The following is an 18276-nucleotide window of genomic DNA, read 5'->3' as shown; positions in this document are numbered from 1 at the left end:
CCCGTCTGATGTACTGGTCAGCGTGTCCACGCAGCCCGAAGCGCCCGATTTCACGTCACTTCTGCGCCCCGTCGTACGGGAGTCCTCGGTCAGTGAGGTGGCCAAGCGGCTCCTTGATCACCTGTCCGAGGGGAACCTGAAGCCGGGCACGCGCCTGCCCGCCGAGCGCCAGCTCGCCGACGCCCTCGGCGTCGCGCGGTCCAGCGTGCGCGGGGCGCTGTCCGCGCTGGACGTCCTGGGCATCATCGAGATCAGGCCCGGCTCGGGTTCGTACGTCCGTGAGGGGACCTCGGAGTTCCTGCCGCGGGCCATCAACTGGGGCCTGATGCTCGGTCAGCGCCGCACCCAGGACCTGGTCGAGGTCCGCACCTTCATGGAGGGCATGTCGGCGCGGCTGGCCGCGGACCGGGCGTCCGAGGCGGACGTGGAGCGCCTGGAGGAGCACCTGGAGCGGATGCGGGAGGCGGGGACGGACGTCAAGGCGTTCATCGACGCCGATATCGCCTTCCACCTGGAGACCGCGAACATCGCCCGCAACACGGTGCTCAGCGACATCCTGCACTCCATCCGTGCGCTGCTCCAGGTGTGGATGGAGCGGGCGGGAGACATCGAGGGCACGGTCAGCGGGACGCTGCACGAGCACGGGGCCGTGCTCGACGCGATCCGGGCGGGGGACCCGGAGGGCGCGGACGCGGCGATGGCCGAGCACATGAGGCTGGCCAGCGACCGGCTGCGGCTCTCGCTGCGGGGGTCCGACGAGTAGGGCGCAGGAGCTCAGGCCCGTACATGCTCGGAGGGGGCTGAACCCTCGGGCGGGGCTGAATCCTCGCGCGGTGCGGGTTCCTCGCGCGACGTGGGTTCCTCGCGCGGTGCGGGTTCCTCGGTTCGGCCCGGGGCCGGCCTCCGCCGTGTGGTTCCGCCCAGCAGTCCCGGCAGTTCGGTCAGGGCGCTGATGTGCCAGTCCGCCGTCTCCATGACGTCCGGGTGGTCCGCCCACCAATGTCCGTACGGGCCACGGCGGATGTGGGCCGCCCGCAGTCCGGACGACTTCGCCGGGAAGAGGTCGTCGGCGGGGTGGTCCCCCACGTACAGGGTGGCCTCCGGTGAGGCGCCCGACACCTCCAGCACGCGGGCGAAGAACTCCCGGTCCGGTTTGGTGACACCCCACTCCTCAGAGGTGACGACCAGGTCGGCCGGCAGGTCCAGGGCCCGCAGCAGCTCTCCGGCCCGGGCCGTCCGGTCGCCCGCCACGACGACCCGCAGGCCGAGCGCGCGCAGTTCGGCCAGGGCCGGCCGGACGTCGGGGTAGAGGTCCGTCTCGTCCAGGTGCTCGCCACGCCCGGCCGCCGCCCGTGCGTGGTACGCCTCGGCGACGTCCATGCCGGGGCGCAGGATGCGCAACGCGTCGGTGCCGTCGCGGCCCTGGGCGACGGCGGCGCCGACCAGGGCGCTGACGGTGTGCGGCGGGACCCCGAGCCAGTCGGCCCACGAGGCCCAGTGGCGGTCGTCGCGGACGAGGGTTTCGCCGATGTCGAAGACGATCGTTTCCATCACCTCCCCGAGCCTACGGGGCAAGCGGGACATAACGGCCAAGGCGCCAGTGTCGACGGGGCGGTTACGCGGGGAAGAGGCCCTGGTCCGGAAGGAGTGACGCGCTCGTATGCTCGGATCATGACCGTTCCTCAGCGCCCCACGACCAACGCCATGCGGCGCGCCCTCCGGCGGGCCCGCGACGGTGTCGCCCTCGACGTGGCCGAGGCCGCCGTCCTGCTCCAGGCGCGGGGGGAGGACCTGACCGATCTCGCCGCGTCCGCCGCCCGGGTCCGGGACGCGGGTCTCGAAGCCGCGGGCCGGCCGGGAGTGATCACGTACTCCCGCAAGGTCTTCATCCCGCTGACCCGGCTCTGCCGGGACACCTGCCACTACTGCACCTTCGTCACCGTGCCGGGGAAGCTCAAGCGCGCGGGCCATGGGATGTTCCTGTCGCCGGACGAGGTCCTCGACATCGCCCGGAGGGGCGCCGAAATGGGCTGCAAGGAAGCCCTGTTCACGCTCGGCGACCGGCCCGAGGACCGATGGCCCGAGGCACGGGAGTGGCTGGAGGCCGAGGGTTACGACGACACCCTGGCGTATGTGCGGGCCATGGCGGTGCGGGTGCTGGAGGAGACGGGGCTGCTGCCGCACCTGAACCCCGGTGTGATGACGTGGACGGACCTGCAGCGGCTGAAGCCCGTCGCGCCGTCCATGGGCATGATGCTGGAGACGACGGCGACCCGGCTGTGGTCGGAGAAGGGCGGCCCGCACTACGGCTCCCCCGACAAGGAGCCGGCCGTCCGGCTGCGCGTGCTGGAGGACGCCGGCCGGTCCAACGTGCCGTTCACCACGGGCATCCTGATCGGGATCGGCGAGTCGTACGAGGAGCGCGCCGACTCCCTCTTCGAGCTGCGCAAGACGGCCCGCGCCTACCACGGCATCCAGGAGGTCATCGTCCAGAACTTCCGCGCCAAGCCGGACACCGCGATGCGCGGGATGCCGGACGCGGAGCTGGAGGAGCTGGCCGCGGCCATCGCCGTCGCCCGCCACATCCTGGGCCCGTCGGCGCGTATCCAGGCCCCGCCGAATCTCGTCGACGCCGAGTACGCCCTGCTGATCGGCGCGGGAATCGACGACTGGGGCGGCGTCTCGCCCCTCACGCCGGACCATGTGAACCCCGAGCGTCCCTGGCCGCACATCGACGAACTCGCCGCCCGCACGGCCGAGTCCGGCTTTCAGCTGCGCGAACGCCTCACCATCTACCCGGAGTTCATCCAACGCGGCGAGCCGTGGCTCGACCCCCGCCTGCTGCCGCACGTGCGCGCGCTCGCCGACCCGGAGACGGGTCTGGCGAAGGAGGGCGCGATCCCGGCCGGGCTGCCCTGGCAGGAACCCGACGAGGAGTTCGGCTCGTCCGGCCGCACCGACCTGCACCGCACCATCGACACCGAGGGCCGCACCGGCGACCGGCGCGACGACTTCGACGAGGTGTACGGCGACTGGGAGGCCCTGAGGGAGGCCGCCGCCCCCGGCATGGTGCCGTCCCGTATCGACACCGACGTACGCCAGGCCCTGAGCCAGGCCGCCGACGATCCCACGAAGCTCACCGACGACCAGGCCCTCGCCCTGCTCCACGCGGACGGGCCGGCGCTGGACGAGCTGTGCCGGATCGCGGACACCCTGCGCCGTGACGTGGTCGGTGACGACGTCACCTACATCGTCACCAGGAACATCAACTTCACCAACGTCTGCTACACCGGCTGCCGCTTCTGCGCCTTCGCCCAGCGGCGTACGGACGCCGACGCCTACACCCTCTCCCTGGACCAGGTCGCCGACCGTGCGGCGCAGGCCTGGGACGTCGGCGCGGTCGAGGTCTGCATGCAGGGCGGCATCCACCCGGACCTGCCCGGTACCGCGTACTTCGACATCGCGCGGGCGGTGAAGGAACGCGTACCCGGCATGCACGTCCACGCCTTCTCGCCGATGGAGGTCGTCAACGGCGCGACCCGCACCGGCATGTCCATCCGCGACTGGCTGACCGCGGCCAAGGAGGCCGGCCTCGGCTCGATCCCCGGCACCGCCGCGGAGATCCTCGACGACGAGGTCCGCTGGATCCTCACCAAGGGCAAGCTGCCGACGGCCGACTGGCTGGAGGTCATCAGGACGGCGCACGAGACGGGCCTGCGTTCCTCGTCCACGATGATGTACGGCCATGTCGACCAGCCCCGGCACTGGCTCGGCCACTTCCGGACGCTGGCCCGCCTCCAGCAGGAGACCGGCGGCTTCACCGAGTTCGTGACGCTGCCGTTCATCCACACCAACGCCCCGGTCTACCTGGCGGGCATCGCGCGCCCGGGCCCCACCGACCGCGACAACCGGGCCGTCACCGCGATGGCCCGCCTCCTGCTCCACCCGCACATCACCAACATCCAGACCAGCTGGGTGAAGCTCGGTGCGGAGGGGGCCGCCGAGATGCTGCGCTCGGGCGCGAACGACCTCGGCGGGACGCTGATGGAGGAGACCATCTCCCGTATGGCGGGATCCAGTTACGGCTCGTACCGCTCGATCCAGGACCTCGTGGCCATCGCCGACCTGGCGGGCCGGCCGGCGAAGCCGCGTACGACGCTGTACGGCGAGGTCCCGGAGGAGCGCGTCACGGCCGCGGCGGCATCGGACGGACACCTGCCGGAGCTGCTGCCGGTGCTGGAGGGCTGAGAGGCTTCTCTCGTCCGGCCCGACGCGACGGGGCCGTCACCGGTACCCCGTCGCGTCGGCCGGCTTGCCGGCGCCTTCGACCTCGACCAGGTAGCGCCAGCAGTCCGGGCGCGAACCGTCGAGGTCGGTGAAGCCGTACTCCTGGGCGAGCTGCCCGCTGGACAGCGACCGGCCGTTCCAGCGGGCGAGGCCGGGGTCCCCGGCCAGAGCCGCGACCGCGCGCCCGACGTACGCCGGGCTTTCCGAGATGCAGAAGTGCGGCACCTCGGTCAGCGCGTCGCGCCAGTTCTCCTCGGCCACACCGAAGGCGTCGAGCATCATCTCCGAGCGGAGCCAGCCCGGGGTGAGCGCCACCGCCGTCCCGCCGTGCGGCTCCAGCTCGTGGGCGAGGACGAACGCCATGCGGAGCACGCTGTTCTTCACCAGGTCGTAGAAGTAGGAGTTGCGGTAGTTCGCTCCGTTGTACGCGGCTGTCCCATCGGTCATCTCGACCACGAGCCCGCCCGGCCGCCGCACCAGCAGGGGAAGCGTGAAGTGGCTGGTGATCGCGTGGGTCTCCACGCCCAGCCGGAGCAGCCGCAGCCCGTCGTCGAGGTCGTGCTCCCAGACCGGCTTGTCGAACGCGAACAGCCGCTCGCCGCCCCAGACGTCGTTGACGAGTACGTCGAGCCGCCCCTGCTCGGCATCGATGCGCCCGGCCAGCGCACGGACCTGCTCGGGGACCAGGTGGTCGGTCGGCACCGCGATGCCCGTGCCGCCCGCGGCGGTGACGAGCTCCGCGGTCTCCTCGATCGTCTCGGGCCGGTCGTACTCCGAGCGCCGGTCCCGAGTCGTGCGGCCGGTGACGTAGACGGTCGCACCCGCCGCGCCCAGCTGGACCGCGATGCCACGGCCGGCGCCCCGGGTGGCGCCTGCGACCAGGGCGATCCTTCCTTGGAGTGACGGTGTCGATGTGGTGGGCATGAATCTCCTCGAGTCCTATCCGGCTGTACGACCCGGTCCATGGATGTCATCGCCGGCGACCGGTGAAACCATGCTGGACGCAATACCCGACACCGTGTGTCCCCTTTTTCCGGCTGACTCGCGGCCTGGGCCGTCGGTGGGGACGGCCACGGGAACGCTGCCGCGCCGAGCGGCTCGTGGCAGGAGCGAGACGAGCCCCAGGACGGCGAGGGCGGCGCCGAGCCACAGGGGCGCGCGCAGGCCGAACAGGCCGACGAGGGCGCCGCCTGCCGAAGAGCCGATGATGACTCCGAGGGTGATGAAGGAGGAGTGCACCGTGTTCACGAGCGGCCCGGCGTTGCCGGTTCGCTGGACCCGGGTGGCCATGGCGGGGTTCATCGTGACGCCGACGAGGCCGATGCCGATCATGAGGGCCACGGCGGCGGCGCCGGCTTCTGCCAGGAGGGCGAAGCCGGCCAGGAACAGGGCGTTGAGGGCCAGCCCGGCAACCTGGACGCCGATCGTCCGACGGTCGGCGAGGCGGCCGACGACGTGGTTGCCGATGACCGTGGCAGCGCCGTAGGCGATGAGCAGGGCGGGCACGGTGGCCTCGTCGAACCCGCTGACCTCGGTGAGGATCGGGTTGAAGTAGCTGAACGCGGAGAACGTCGCGCCGATGATGAGGGTGCTCGTCAGGAGAGCCAGCCACAGCCGGGGCGCCCGGAAGACCCGCACCTCTTCGCGGAAGGTGCCGGTGCCGGAGCTCCCGGGGCGGTCCAGCCGGGGGACCAGCGCCATGGTGACCGCGGCGGCGACGACGGTGAGTACGGCGATGGCCCAGAACGCCGCGCGCCAGCCCGCCCGGCCGCCGATGAAAGTGGCCATCGGCAGGCCGAGCAGGGTCCCGAGCATGAGGCCGTTCATGACCACGGCGATGGCCCGGCCGCGGACCTCCTCGCGGGTCAGCGACGAGCTCACGGAGACGGCGAGGCCGAAGAACGCCTGGGAGGCGACGCCGGTGACGACCCGGGCCGTCACCATGACGCCGTAGGTCGGCGCCGTCGCGGCCATGAGGTTGCCGGCCAGGAAGACCGCGAAGAGCAGGAGGAGCGCGGGCTTGGGGCGCAGACGCATCAGTGCGACGGTCAGGACGGGGCCGCCGACCGCCATGGCGACGGCGAAGACGGTGATCAGATAGCCGATCTCCGGGATGGACGCGCCGAGCCCTTCGGCCATCTGCGGCATCAGCCCCGCGACGACGAACTCGCTGGTGACCATGGCGAAGATGCCCAGGGCCAGTATGTAGACGGCACGCGGCACGAGTATCACGTCCTCAGTGGTTTTGTATCGGTCGGTTCAAAACTTGCCCGTGCGGCACCCCGGTGCGGAGGGTGTGCGGGTCAGGGGATGAGGGAGTCCATGGCGCCGTCGGCAACGGCTTCCAGGGTGGTGCGGTCGGCGCCGTTCTGGGCGGAGACGCGCATGCCCGCGACGACGGCGTTCAGAAAGCGTGCGAGGTCGTCGGGGCGGCGCCTGCGGGAGATCTCCCCGGCGAGCTGCCCCGCTGTGATGACGTCACCGAGGGAGGCGAGCCGGAGCTCCAGATCGCGGCGGAGGAGCTCGGCCACCTCGGGGTCGCGCCCCGAGAGTTCGGTGCTGGTGTTGACGCCGAGACAGCCGATGCCGCGACCCTCCCGGCGGTTGGACTCCTCCGTGTCGATGACGGAGGTGAACAGGGCCCGCAGGCGCGCGGTGGCCGGGAGCTCCGTGTCCGCGAGGAGGGCGTGCTGACCGGCTGTCATGGAGTCGAGGTACCGCGTCAGCGACCGTACGAACAGGGTGTGTTTGCTCGAGAAGGTGTTGTAGATGCTGCTGCGGCCCAGGCCGGTCGCCTCGCACAGGTCCTGTGTGGAAGTGGCCTCGTAGCCCTGCAGCCAGAAGAGCCGCATGGCGGCATCGAGGGCGCGTTCCTCGTCGAACAAGCGTGGTCGGGCCATGCGGAGCACGCTAGCACGTTTTGTACTGAGCGATTCAGAACGCTTGGCGCTCGGTTCAGGGTCCGCTCGGGGTCTCACCCGCCGCCGTGGCGATCACGTCGTCCAGTACCTCCCGGGAGCGCCGCAGCTCGTCGATCTTCCTGTCGATGCGGTCGCGCTCCACGGAGAGGTCGCTGACCAGGCGCGGGGTGGCGATCTCGGAGGGGCCGCCGTCCGCGTCCCGTACGCAGGGCAGGAGTTCGGCGATCTTCGAGCTGCACAGCCCGGCGGCGTAGAACTCCTGGATGCGGATCACGCGGTCGACCGCGCTCTCGGCGTAGTCGCGGTGGCCTCCGGGGGTGCGGTCGGCCACCAGCAGATTCTGGGTCTCGTAGTAGCGCAGGGAGCGCTCGCTCACGCCCGTACGTGTGGCCAGCTCGCCGATCCGCATGGTTTCCTCGCCTCCGGGGCTTGAACCTGACACCAGTGTCAATTCTTACCGTTCCGGCATGACGAACGCAGCCACTTCCCCCGCGAAGCTCTTCGAGACCGTCGAACTCGGCCCCCTCACCCTTCCCCACCGCCTCGTGATGGCTCCGCTGACCCGGAACCGCGCCACCGCCGACGGTGTCCCGACCCCGCTCATGGCCACGTACTACGCGCAGCGCGCCTCGGCGGGGCTGATCATCGCGGAGGCGTCCACGCCGAACGCCGTGGGGCAGACGTACCCGAACATCACCGCGATCCACAGCCCGGCCCACGTCGAGGGATGGCGGCGGGTCACCGACGCGGTCCGTGCGGAGGGCGGGCGGATGTTCCTCCAGATCCAGCACGGCGGGCGCGCCGGCCATCCCGACACCAGCGGACTGACCCCCGTCGCCCCCTCGCCCATCGCGCTGCCGGAGACGATCCACACCCCGGCCGGGCGTGTGCCCTCGGTCGTGCCCCGCGAGATGACCGCCGAGGACATCGCCTCCACCGTGGCCGACTTCGCCTCCGCGGCCCGCAACGCCGTCGAGGCGGGCTTTGAGGGCGTCGAGGTGCACAGCGCCAACGGCCACCTCCTCCACCAGTTCCTGGGGCAGGGGACCAACCGGCGGACCGACGCCTACGGCGGGCCCGTGGAGCACCGCATCCGCTTCGTCGTGGAGGTGGCAGAGGCCGTCGCGGCGGCGGTCGGTCCCGAGCGGGTCGGCCTGCGCGTGTCGCCGTGGAGCACGGTCAACGGCATGGCGGAGGGCGACACCGAGGAGATCTACCCGGCGCTTCTCGCGGCCCTGGCGGGGACCGGCCTGGCCTATCTGCACGTGGGGTACGCCGACCCGGAGGACCCCGTCTTCCAGCGGATCCGGAAGGACTGGGAGGGCACGCTGATCGCCAACCCCGTTCTGCCGAAGGACCGCATCCCGGAGGACGGCGGCATCGCCCACGCCGAGCGGCTGCTGGCCGCCGGAGCGGACGTGATCGCGCTCGGCCGCCCCTTCCTCGCCAACCCCGATTTGATCCGGCGTATGCGTACGGGCGCCCCGGTGAACCAGGTACGGGACGCGTACATGATGTACGTGGGCGGGGAGACGGGCTACACGGACTACCCGACGCTGGGCACCGTGGGCTGAGCCGGGCGCGGAAGTCCTGGCTGTACGGGAGGACTTCCGCGTCCGGGGAGCAGCAGGACGTCAGAGCGCCTTGACCGTGCCGCCGTCGATGACGAGGTCGGCGCCGGTGATGTTTCCGGCCACGTCGGAGAGCAGGAACGCGATCAGGGCCGCGACCTCCCGCGGTGGACCTGTAGGACAAGAACTGATGAGACCCAGGTCACACGCAGCCGTGTCACATCTCGCCGGGGCCGCTTCGTCGAGGGGGTGTAAGCATCGGCAACAGCTCAGGAGCTGATCATGAACGCTCGTCTCGACCTCTTCGGCAACAAGGCCGCCGCCAACTTCCTGAAGCACATCAACTCGGCCGGGAAGGTGGTCACCGACTCGGGGCTGCCCGCCGCGACCCAGGAGCTGGTCAAGATCCGCGCCAGCCAGATCAACGGGTGCGGCTTCTGCACCGACATGCACACCAAGGAGGCCACGGAGGCGGGTGAGACGGCGCTCCGGCTCAATCTGATCGCGGTGTGGCGCGAGGCCACCGTCTTCACCGATGCCGAGCGCGCCGCCCTGGAGCTGGCGGAGCAGGGGACCCGCATCGCCGACGCCGCCGGCGGCGTGCCGGATGACGTGTGGGCGAACGCCGCCAAGCACTTCGACGAGGACCAACTCATCGCCCTGGTGGCTCTGATCGCCGTGATCAACGCGTACAACCGGCTGAACGTCATCGTCCAGCAGCCCGCGGGCGGCTACCGGCCCGGCATGTTCGGCTGACCTCGCCACCCGCGGCCGGGGACGCTCTCCCGGCCGCGGGGGCGCGGGCCGGAAACCATGAGGAATGCCGCGCAGAAGTGCTCTCGCGTACCAGTCCGTACATTCCGTTCCGCCCCTGAACCGCTCCTTCCCGTTCGATTACAGTGCTTGCGCAGTCGCAGGCGGCGGGCCGGACGGAAGGGGCACGGTGAGCACAGGGACCACAGCTGTCTGGGGCCGTGCCCAGCAGCAGGACTTCCGCGGGCGGGTACGGGGATCCCTGCTCGGCGGGGCCATCGGGGACGCACTCGGGGCGGGTGTCTCGGGGCTCACCCTGGAGGCGATACGCGCCGCCCACGGTGTGGACGGGGTGGCCGACTTCGTCCCCGCGCACGGCAGACGCGGCGCCGTCACCGCCGTCACCCAGCTCACCCTCTTCACCGTCGACGGGCTCATCCGCGCCCAGGTCCGCCGGGACACCGGCGCCTGGCATCCACCGACCGACGTGCACCGCGCCCATCTGCGCTGGGCGGCCACCCAGAGCGCCTGGGGACCCGACGAACGCCGCAAGGACAACGGCTGGCTGGCCAGGGAGGAGTGGCTGTACACCCGCCGCGCCCCGACCCGTGAGTGCCTCGTCGGCTTCGGTGACGCCACGATGGGCACCCTCGCCGTGCCCAAGAATCCCGCGGCGCGGGACTCGGCCGCGCTCACCCGCTCCGCGCCCTTCGGGCTGCTCGTCGGCTGGGAGCCCCAGCTCGTCCTCCAGCTGGCCGTCGAGTGCGCCGCCCACACCCACGGCCACGCCACCGCTCAGCTCGCCGCCGGAGCCCTCGCCGTCATGGTGCACGGCCTGGCCCGTGGCGAGACCCTGGACGGCTCGGTCCAGCACGCGCTCGCCCTGCTCGCCGAGCGTCCGGGCAACGAGCAGGTCACCGAGGCGCTCCGGCAGGCCCTCGGCTCCGTACGCCAGGGGATACCCGGGCCGGCCCTCATCGAGGCGCTGGGAGACACCGACTCGGCGGAGGAGGTCCTCGCCGTGGCGCTGTACTGCGCGCTGGTGGGCGAGGACGTACGCCACGGGCTGCGCCTCGCCGTGAACCACTCCGGACCGTCCGCGGCCACGGGGGCCGTCTGCGGGGCCCTTCTCGGGGCGCTGCACGGGGAGACGGCGCTGCCGCCTGCCTGGCTGGCGGAGTTGGAGGGGCGCTCGACGCTTCTCGAACTCTCCGACGACTTCGCGATGGAGATGACCCAGGGGCCCGCCCTGCACAGCCCGACCGCGGTAGCCCCGGGCTGGCTGGCCCGTTACCCGCGGGACTGAGCGAAGGCTCCCCGGAGGTCCGGGAAGGCAGAAGTGGGCGGGCGCCGCCGCGCCCGCCCACCGTTCAGGTGCCCCTCGCGTGAGGGGCGGTCAGTCCTTCACGCCCTCCGGAACTCCCGTGCTCTCCGGACCGGGCCTCTGCGCGGGGACGGCTGCGGCCGCGGCTCCGCCCGCCGGGCTCCCGTCGTCCGAGTTGATCCTGTCGATCAGGGCGTCGCGCTCCGGTGTGTCCTCGGGCTTGATGTAGCCGATGACGATGTAGAGCACCAGCGAGATCGCGAGCGGTAGCGCCACCTGGTACTGCAGGGCGACATTCGTCTTCACCGAACCGTCGAAGTTGTAGTTCGTGAAGTAGAACGCCAGCAGCCCCGCCGCCCAGCTGGTGAGGGCCGCCGTCGGGCCGGACCGGCGGAACCTGCGCAGCAGGCCCAGCATGAACGGGATGGCGATCGGGCCCATGAGGCCGGCCACCCACTTGATGACGACCGAGATGATGTCCTTGAACGTCGGCGAGTTGATCTGGGTCGCCAGCGCCATCGACAGTCCGAGGAAGGCGAGCGTGGACAGCCGTGCGGCCAGCAGACCGCTGCGGTTGCTCCAGGTCCGGGCCGCCTTGGAGAAGACCGGTGCGATGTCCCTGGTGAAGACCGCCGAGATGGCGTTGGCGTCGGAGGAGCACATGGCCATCGTGTGCGAGAAGAAGCCGACGACGACCAGACCCAGCAGACCGTGCGGCAGCAGCTGCTCGGTCATCAGGGCGTAACTGTCCGAGGCGTCGGGCTTCTGGGCCTCGACGAGCAGGGGAGCGACCCACATCGGGAAGAAGAGCACCGTCGGCCAGACCAGCCACAGCGCGGCGGAGAGCCACGCCGAACGGGTCGCGGAGCGTGCGGAGTCCGTGGCCATGTAGCGCTGGGCCTGGTTCCACATGCCGCCGTTGTACTCGAAGGTCTTGATGAAGAGGTACGCGAGCAGGAACGTCACCGTGTACGGGCCGGCCGTCGGGCTCGTGTGGCCGTCGGGCAGCTTGTCCCAGACCGTCCACAGCGAGCTGAAGCCGCCCAGTTTGCTCATGGCGATGACCAGCATGGCGACACCGGCGAAGAGCTGGATGATGAACTGTCCGAGTTCCGTGAGCGCGTCGGCCCACAGCCCGCCGACCGTGCAGTACACGGCGGTGATGGCGCCCGTGATGAAGATGCCCTGGGTCAGGGTGATGCCCGTGAAGACGGAGAGCAGCGTGGCGATGGCCGCCCACTTGGCACCGACGTCCACGATCTTCAGCAGCAGACCGGACCAGGCGAGGGCCTGCTGGGTCTGGATGTTGTAGCGGTTCTTGAGGTATTCGAGCGGCGAGGCCACGTGCAGCCGCGAACGCAGCCTGTTGAGCCGGGGCGCGAAGAGCTTGGCGCCGATGCCGATGCCGATCGCGATCGGCAGGGACCAGGTCACGAAGGACGTGACGCCGTACTGGTACGCGATACCCGCGTAGCCGGTGAACATCACCGCGCTGTAACCGGACATGTGGTGCGAGATGCCCGACAGCCACCACGGCATCTTGCCGCCGGCTGTGAAGAAGTCGCTGACGTTGTCCACGCGCTTGTGCGACCAGAGTCCGATCGCGACCATCACACCGAAGTAGCCGATGAGCACGGCCCAGTCGAGACTGTTCATGTGCCCCCTCCAGGGGTCCGCCTTGTGAACGGGAACGCACTTCGTCAGTACGGCCGTTCAGCGGGGCCCCGTGCGGGAACGGGGACTTCGGGGATTGAACCGCCTGTCCGGGTCCTCGGTCAAGGTTTTCTTGGTCAGGGATGTGAACGCGGATCAGCAAGGCGAACGATTTTACTCGTTCTTGACCTATCGAAGCGTTGTCGTGAACGTGACCACGGCCACACGATAAGCGGGCACTTCGTCAGGCTGTGCAGAGATCGACGCAAGGCAGGAACGCCCGAGAACGCAGAACGACCGCACGGGATGCGGGTCCCGTGCGGCCGGAGAAGGGGGAAAGCTGTACGTGACGCTTGCGCACCGATGGCACTGAGCGTGCTGTCGGTGCCGAATGCTGACGTGGTGATGTGTGGGGTACACCCATCGACGACGCCGGTTCCGATGGCGGGTCGAGCCCCCTCGGCCAGGACGGCGGGCCAGTCGAGAGGGCTCCTGGCGGTCGTGTTCGGTGACCGGCCATGGTGTGGCGCGTGAGGACCGGTGTACCGGTCAGGCGTTGATCGAACCCGACGCGACGTCGCGCACGAAGGTGTTCCACGCTCCGGACACGAAGGAGAGCGAGGGGCCTTCGGGAGCCTTCGAGTCGCGCACGGCGATGGCCTGCGTGACGGGCGACTTCACTTCGACGCACGCGCCGTTGCCGCCGGAGTATGTCGACTTCGTCCAGTTATCCGTAGCACCCTGAAGAATGGCCATGTTCACTCCGGTTCAGAGAGTTGATGTGAGTGGCACCAACTTCGTTCCTGTTGGCGTGATCGACGCTACTCGCCAACATCGCGTGGTGGTGGGGCCGTTCACTCGACCGGATGGCATATTCCATGTGTGTCTTCCGCTGCGAGGTGGTGGCGGTGTATCGTCCCGCCCCCACCTCGCTTACATCACAGCATTTCCCGCATAAGGGTCTTGTCGGGCAGGCCTGTTCCGGTGGGTGCCCGGAGGCTCTCAGCGGGTGTAGCTCTTGGCGATGTCGCCGATGAACTGGCGGGTCTGGTCCACGTTCAGTGCCTGCGCCCTCAGGTGCTCGTACATGACGCTGTAGCGCTGTACGTCGTTCGCCTTCTCCAGATAGAGGTCGCTGGTGACCCCCTCGATGTACACGACGCTGGAGTCCGCGGCGTCGGGGAATTCCAGGATGGCGTACTGCCCGTTGATGCCGGGGTGCGCCCCCATGTCGAAGGGCAGCACCTGCACGGTCACATGGGGCAGCTGGGACTGCTCGATGAGGTGCTCCAGCTGCTGGATCATGACTTGCTTGCCGCCCACGAGCCGGCGCAGGGCGGACTCGTCGATGACGGCCCACAGGCGCAGGGGGTGCTCGGGGGCGTTGACGCGGTCCTGGCGGCGGGCCCGGACGTTCACCCGCTTCTCGATGTCGGACGGCGGCGCCTCGGGGAGGGCGCCGTTGATCAGAGCCTCCGCGTATCCCCGGGTCTGCAACAGCCCGGGAACCACCTGGGGTTCGTACACCCGGAGGGACTCGGCGTCGGTCTCCAGGCCGATGTAGACGCTGTACGGGATGTCGCCGAAGGCGTGCCACCAGCCCTGCTGGCGGGAGTCCTTGGCCATCTGCATCAGCGAGTCGACGATGCGGTGGTCCTCGACCTCGTAGACCCCGCAGAGATCGCGTACGTCGCGCTGGCTGATCGAGCGGCGGCCGTTCTCCAGCCGGCTGATCTTCGACTGCGAGACCAGCAGCCGCTCCGCCACCTCCTCGGCCGTCATGCCCTTGATCTCGCGGAGGCGGCGCAGTTCCTGGCCCAGCCGGCGTCGCCTGACAGTGGGATTGACGTTGGTCGGCACGGGAACGGCACCTCCGGCTATGCAGCTGTTGTAGCTGTGCGTATCTGCTTGCTCAGCAGATTGCCACCCGGGGCCCCGGCCGCGCTGGGAAATGGCCACACGCAATCAGCGCACGCAAGAGCGCGGGGCAGCCGGTGGATCCGGCTGCCCCGCGCCTGGTGCGGCTCCCGAACCGGGTCATGGGGACGTCGGTGCGGCGGTATGGCGTATTCAGTACTCCGCGCCAAGTGTCCGCGCGGTCGTGCTGTCAGTGGACGGAGGTGTGCGCCATGCTGCCGCGATGCGCTTGTGCTTGCGGCTGCAACGGCACGCCTGCCGTCTGCTGATTACGGCGTGGCTGGACGGCCACGCCGTTCTGGACGTCCATCACGGCGTGCGCCACGAGACCGCCCATCGGGTCGTGTCTGATCAGGTCCCGGAGCCGGGAGCGCGACGAGCGCCCCTCGTTCCCGGGGTACAGGTGCTTGCCGAGTCCGACCGCGTGGGCCAGTGCGGCGAGCGCCGCGGTCCGCGGGTCCGGCGGTACGCCGGTGCGGATCGCGTTGTCCAGCCGGGCTCTGATGTCCCGGCTGATTGCCGTGTCCGTCGCCTGGTAGCGAGTCGTCGGCAGCACTCCGCACATCTGGCCCGCCACGGCATGAACCATGCCGCACCGCTCCAGATGAGCGAGGTAGATCTGGCGAAGTCCCAGCCGGGGCCCGCCGATCCAGTGGACCGCCCGAACCGGACTGCCACGACGGCGCAGCAGTTCCAGTGCGGAGTCCAGAGTCGGATCTCCTGTCGGCCGTGGCATCACCACGGCGATACGATCCCCGTCAGGGGCTATCCGTCCTGCCAGAGCCAGCTCCACTAGCTGTGCCCCGGCCAGGCCGAGGTCGAGCGACTGCGGCTGCGCTGTGGTACCCGTGGTCGGGTCCAGAGCGAGCAGCAGAAGCTCCTCCGGAATTGTTCTGCGGCTCCTGCCCATCCATGCCTCCCCGCGTGGATGAATGACAGGGTGACCCCTCTCACATTGGTCTGTCGAGGGTGCCTGGGTGCTTTGTGAGGGAACCGTTAGGTATGTCGTTCTCGTCTAGCGGCTCGGTCAAGGGTTCACACAGGACACTGGTAGATGGTTCGGACAGTGCGGGCATGTCCCCGCGGCTCATCAAGGAGGTATCGGTGGCGGGCGAGTCCCCCGACAAGTCGGAGCAGCGGAAGTCGTCGGGGACGGCTGAGGAACGCGATCCGCGTCTCGCCGTGTTCCGTGAACCGGACGCTGCGGCGGACGGGAGCACGGCGGAGGGGGCGTCAGGCACCGCGAAAGACAGCGAGACGGCTGTCTTCCGCCTGCCGCACTCCGCGGAGGCCGACGCCTCAGGGGGCGCCTCCGGCGCCTCGGAGGGCGCAGAGGGCCCTGAGAGGGCCTCCACGCCCCGTGAGACGGCCGGGGAGGCCGAGAAGGCGGAGGGTGCGGCAGGGGAAGCCACGGCGGCGCCTGAGGCGCCCTCGTCGATTTCCTCGGAGGAGGCGAACCCGGGATCCGGCACCGAGGTCGAGGTCGATTCCGGCCGTTCCGACGCCGGGGCGGGCTCCGGCTCCGAGCGCGAGGGGGCCGCCGAGCCCGCTTCGGAGTCCCCGTCCGCACCGGACGCTGCCCCGGGAACCGACGCCGACGGTGCCGACGGCGCTGGTTCGGATGGCGAGTCGGAGGCCGGTTCCGAGGCCGGATCGACGCCCACCGACGCTCGGCTGCGTGCCGTGGTCGCAGCATGGGTGGCGACCGGGCCCGAGGAGGAAGCCGCAGGTCGCAGCAGTGCGGCCGAGGGCGCGGACACGCCGTCCGAGGACGACGACAAGGTGTCCGCGAGCAGCGGCGAGGCTCCGGCCGCCACCGAGGGGAAAGCGGAGAGCGCCGACGACGAGACGTCGCCGGACGCCGACGTGACCCCGGCCGGCGACGACGACTCGTCGGCGGACGAGGACACCGGGACACCGGCCGCCCCCGCCGCCGGGACCCGGGCCGGCGAGGACGCCGAAGCCCCGGTCGGCGGCGCTGCCGAGGCTCCGGTCGGCAGCGACCCCAAGACCCCGGCCGGCAGCGATGCCGAGGAGCCCGACGACGCCGAGGAGCCCGCAGCGGCCGAGGCGTCCGACGTCGCCGCCGAGTCCGCGGACGCCGAGGACGACGGACCGGCCACCCGCACCTCCGACGACGCCCCCCGGGTGCCGAAGACCCGTGAGGAGGCCTCTCCGGCGGAGGAGACGGACCCCGCGCGCGACGGGCGAGGAATCGATCATCCGACGGCCGTCTTCAAGGCGCCGCGGGCCGAGCAGGTCGACCACCCGACGACCGCGCTGAAGCTCCCGCCGAAGGAGAAGGTGGCCGCGCGGAAGCCCGCCTCCTGGGCCGCCAAGGCCTCCGGAGCCCCCGAGGCCCCTGAGGCGCCCGCCGAGCGGACCAGCAAGTTCGTGCCGCTGCGCTCGGACGACGTACGCCCCGCGCCCGTGGTCGGTCCCACGGTCACCCCGGACGTCGCGGCCGGGCCCGGCACCCCCGCGAGCCCCGGGGCGGGTTTCGCCGAGGCCGAGCGGACCAGGCAGCAGCCCATGCCGCCCAGGCCGCCGCTCGACCTGCTCGCCGAGCTCACGAACACCCCGCCGCCCCCGGAGACCCCGGTCCGCACCGCGGTCCGGCGGGTGAAGATCTGGACGCCGCTCCTCCTGCTCGTCCTGGTCATCTTTGCGATCGCGCAGGCGATGCGTCCGCTGCCCGACCCCACGCTGACCCTCTCCGCCTCGCCCACGTACACCTTCGGCGGCGAGAAGCTGGACATGCCGTGGCCGGCGGACGGACAGGGTGCCGTGGAGGTCGAGGGTGTCGGCACCATCGGCACGTACGGCAAGGAGAAGTCCGCGCCGATCGCGAGCGTCGCGAAGATCATGACGGCGTACGTGATCCTTCAGGGCCACCCGATCACCGGCAAGCAGGCGGGCGACCAGATCGTGGTCGACGCCAAGGCCGGTGAGGAGGCGAACAGGCCTGACGAGTCGACGGCGCCCATCAAGGAGGGGCAGAAGTACACGGAGCGTCAGATGCTCCAGCTCCTGATGATCCCGTCCGGCAACAACGTGGCGCGGCTCCTGGCCCGCTGGGACGCCGACACCGAGAAGGCGTTCGTCGAGAAGATGAACGCGGCGGCCGAGGACCTCGGGATGACGAACTCGGTGTACACGGACCCCAGCGGTCTCGAGGCCACCACCCGGTCCACCCCCGCGGACCAGCTCAAGCTGGCCAAGGCGGTCATGCAGAACGACGTCTTCCGCGAGATCGTGAACATGCCGCAGGCCGAGATCCCGGGCATCGGCAAGATGATCTACAACAACAACAACATCCTGCTGGAGCCCGGCGTCAGCGGCATCAAGACCGGTTCGTCGACCCCCGCAGGCGGCAACCTCATCTGGACGGCCGACACGGTCATCGACGGCAAGACCCGGCGGATCATCGGCGCGGTGATGGGTGCCGATGTCGACGGCACCCTGGACGCCAAGCTGCAGCGTGCCCTGCAGAGCAGTCTGGCGCTGATCCGGACCGCCCAGGAGGGCGTCGACTCCGCCACCGTCGTCAAGAAGGGCCAGGTCGTCGGCTACGTCGACAACGGCTTCGGCGGGCAGACCCCCGTGGTCGCGACCAAGGACCTCAAGGCCGTCGGCTGGGGCGGGCTCGAGGTGGATCTCAAGCTGACCGACGGCGGCAAGGTGCCCGCCCACACGGCGAAGGCGGGCACCGTCGTCGGCGAGGTGACGGTCGGTACCGGGACGGGCAAGGTATCCGCCCCGGTCGCCCTGCAGAGCGAGATGACGGAACCGGGCTTCGGCGACAAGCTCACCCGCATCACCTGACGGACGCCCCCCTGTCCCCGTCCTT

General features: G+C 70.5%; 15 protein-coding genes and 1 pseudogene. 6 read left to right on the top strand and 10 right to left on the bottom strand.

The window, feature by feature from the left end; genetic code table 11:
* The first annotated feature begins 22 nt into the window (after positions 1-22).
* Complete coding sequence (locus tag OG379_RS17125; protein ID WP_356709873.1) at positions 23-763, top strand: FadR/GntR family transcriptional regulator; 741 nt, start codon at positions 23-25, stop codon at positions 761-763.
* Positions 764-774: 11 nt separating this feature from the next.
* Here OG379_RS17125 and OG379_RS17120 read toward each other — a convergent pair whose 3' ends face one another.
* Positions 775-1551: an HAD family hydrolase gene (locus tag OG379_RS17120; RefSeq protein ID WP_405668545.1), complete on the bottom strand. Its 777-nt coding sequence runs from the start codon at positions 1549-1551 to the stop codon at positions 775-777.
* A 120-nt stretch (positions 1552-1671) separates the two neighbouring features.
* On the opposite strand from OG379_RS17120, the gene OG379_RS17115 reads away from it, so the two are divergent.
* The gene (locus tag OG379_RS17115; RefSeq protein ID WP_405663701.1) at positions 1672-4248 is read left to right on the top strand and encodes a bifunctional FO biosynthesis protein CofGH; all 2577 of its coding nucleotides are present in this window, start codon (positions 1672-1674) and stop codon (positions 4246-4248) included.
* Positions 4249-4284: 36 nt separating this feature from the next.
* On the opposite strand, the gene OG379_RS17110 is transcribed toward OG379_RS17115, so the two are convergent.
* The 4 genes from OG379_RS17110 to OG379_RS17095 all read right to left on the bottom strand — a co-directional run bounded on the left by OG379_RS17110 (position 4285) and on the right by OG379_RS17095 (position 7617).
* Positions 4285-5211, bottom strand: coding sequence for an SDR family oxidoreductase (locus tag OG379_RS17110; RefSeq protein ID WP_405663699.1), 927 nt, complete (start codon positions 5209-5211; stop codon positions 4285-4287).
* Between the two features lie 15 nt (positions 5212-5226).
* Entirely contained in the window at positions 5227-6510 is a 1284-nt protein-coding gene (locus OG379_RS17105) for an MFS transporter (protein ID WP_405668543.1), read from the bottom strand.
* Between the two features lie 80 nt (positions 6511-6590).
* Positions 6591-7187: a TetR/AcrR family transcriptional regulator gene (locus tag OG379_RS17100; protein ID WP_405663697.1), complete on the bottom strand. Its 597-nt coding sequence runs from the start codon at positions 7185-7187 to the stop codon at positions 6591-6593.
* A gap of 55 nt (positions 7188-7242) precedes the next feature.
* Positions 7243-7617, bottom strand: a complete 375-nt coding sequence (locus tag OG379_RS17095; RefSeq protein ID WP_405663695.1) for a MerR family transcriptional regulator — start codon at positions 7615-7617, stop codon at positions 7243-7245.
* Between the two features lie 58 nt (positions 7618-7675).
* Between OG379_RS17095 and OG379_RS17090 the strand changes: the two genes are divergently transcribed.
* A complete protein-coding gene (locus OG379_RS17090; protein ID WP_405663692.1) occupies positions 7676-8782 on the top strand; it encodes an alkene reductase in 1107 nt (368 codons plus the stop codon).
* 60 nt (positions 8783-8842) lie between these two features.
* Here the strand turns inward: OG379_RS17090 and OG379_RS17085 are convergent.
* A pseudogene (locus tag OG379_RS17085) lies at positions 8843-8947 on the bottom strand (SDR family oxidoreductase); the annotation flags it as partial.
* A gap of 114 nt (positions 8948-9061) precedes the next feature.
* Between OG379_RS17085 and OG379_RS17080 the strand changes: the two are divergent.
* Both OG379_RS17080 and OG379_RS17075 read left to right on the top strand, forming a co-directional pair.
* Positions 9062-9535, top strand: a complete 474-nt coding sequence (locus OG379_RS17080; RefSeq protein WP_393758537.1) for a carboxymuconolactone decarboxylase family protein — start codon at positions 9062-9064, stop codon at positions 9533-9535.
* Between the two features lie 187 nt (positions 9536-9722).
* Complete coding sequence (locus OG379_RS17075; protein WP_393758539.1) at positions 9723-10838, top strand: ADP-ribosylglycohydrolase family protein; 1116 nt, start codon at positions 9723-9725, stop codon at positions 10836-10838.
* Between the two features lie 90 nt (positions 10839-10928).
* Here OG379_RS17075 and OG379_RS17070 read toward each other — a convergent pair whose 3' ends face one another.
* The 4 genes from OG379_RS17070 to OG379_RS17055 form a co-directional block, all read right to left on the bottom strand.
* Positions 10929-12512, bottom strand: coding sequence for a sodium:solute symporter family protein (locus tag OG379_RS17070; RefSeq protein WP_405663689.1), 1584 nt, complete (start codon positions 12510-12512; stop codon positions 10929-10931).
* Positions 12513-13058: 546 nt separating this feature from the next.
* On the bottom strand, positions 13059-13265 hold the full coding sequence (locus OG379_RS17065) for a DUF397 domain-containing protein (RefSeq protein ID WP_356709852.1): 207 nt from the start codon (positions 13263-13265) through the stop codon (positions 13059-13061).
* Positions 13266-13511: 246 nt separating this feature from the next.
* The gene (locus OG379_RS17060; RefSeq protein WP_393758543.1) at positions 13512-14369 is read right to left on the bottom strand and encodes a helix-turn-helix domain-containing protein; all 858 of its coding nucleotides are present in this window, start codon (positions 14367-14369) and stop codon (positions 13512-13514) included.
* A 247-nt stretch (positions 14370-14616) separates the two neighbouring features.
* Positions 14617-15336: a GPP34 family phosphoprotein gene (locus OG379_RS17055; protein ID WP_405663685.1), complete on the bottom strand. Its 720-nt coding sequence runs from the start codon at positions 15334-15336 to the stop codon at positions 14617-14619.
* A 164-nt stretch (positions 15337-15500) separates the two neighbouring features.
* On the opposite strand from OG379_RS17055, the gene OG379_RS17050 reads away from it, so the two are divergent.
* On the top strand, positions 15501-18251 hold the full coding sequence (locus OG379_RS17050; RefSeq protein ID WP_405663682.1) for a serine hydrolase: 2751 nt from the start codon (positions 15501-15503) through the stop codon (positions 18249-18251).
* Positions 18252-18276: the final 25 nt, after the last annotated feature.

It is taken from the genome of Streptomyces sp. NBC_01166, assembly GCF_045039765.1.
Taxonomy (GTDB): domain Bacteria; phylum Actinomycetota; class Actinomycetes; order Streptomycetales; family Streptomycetaceae; genus Streptomyces.
Note: the sequence above shows the minus strand (reverse complement) of the source record. Positions and strands in the feature narration are given on the sequence as shown.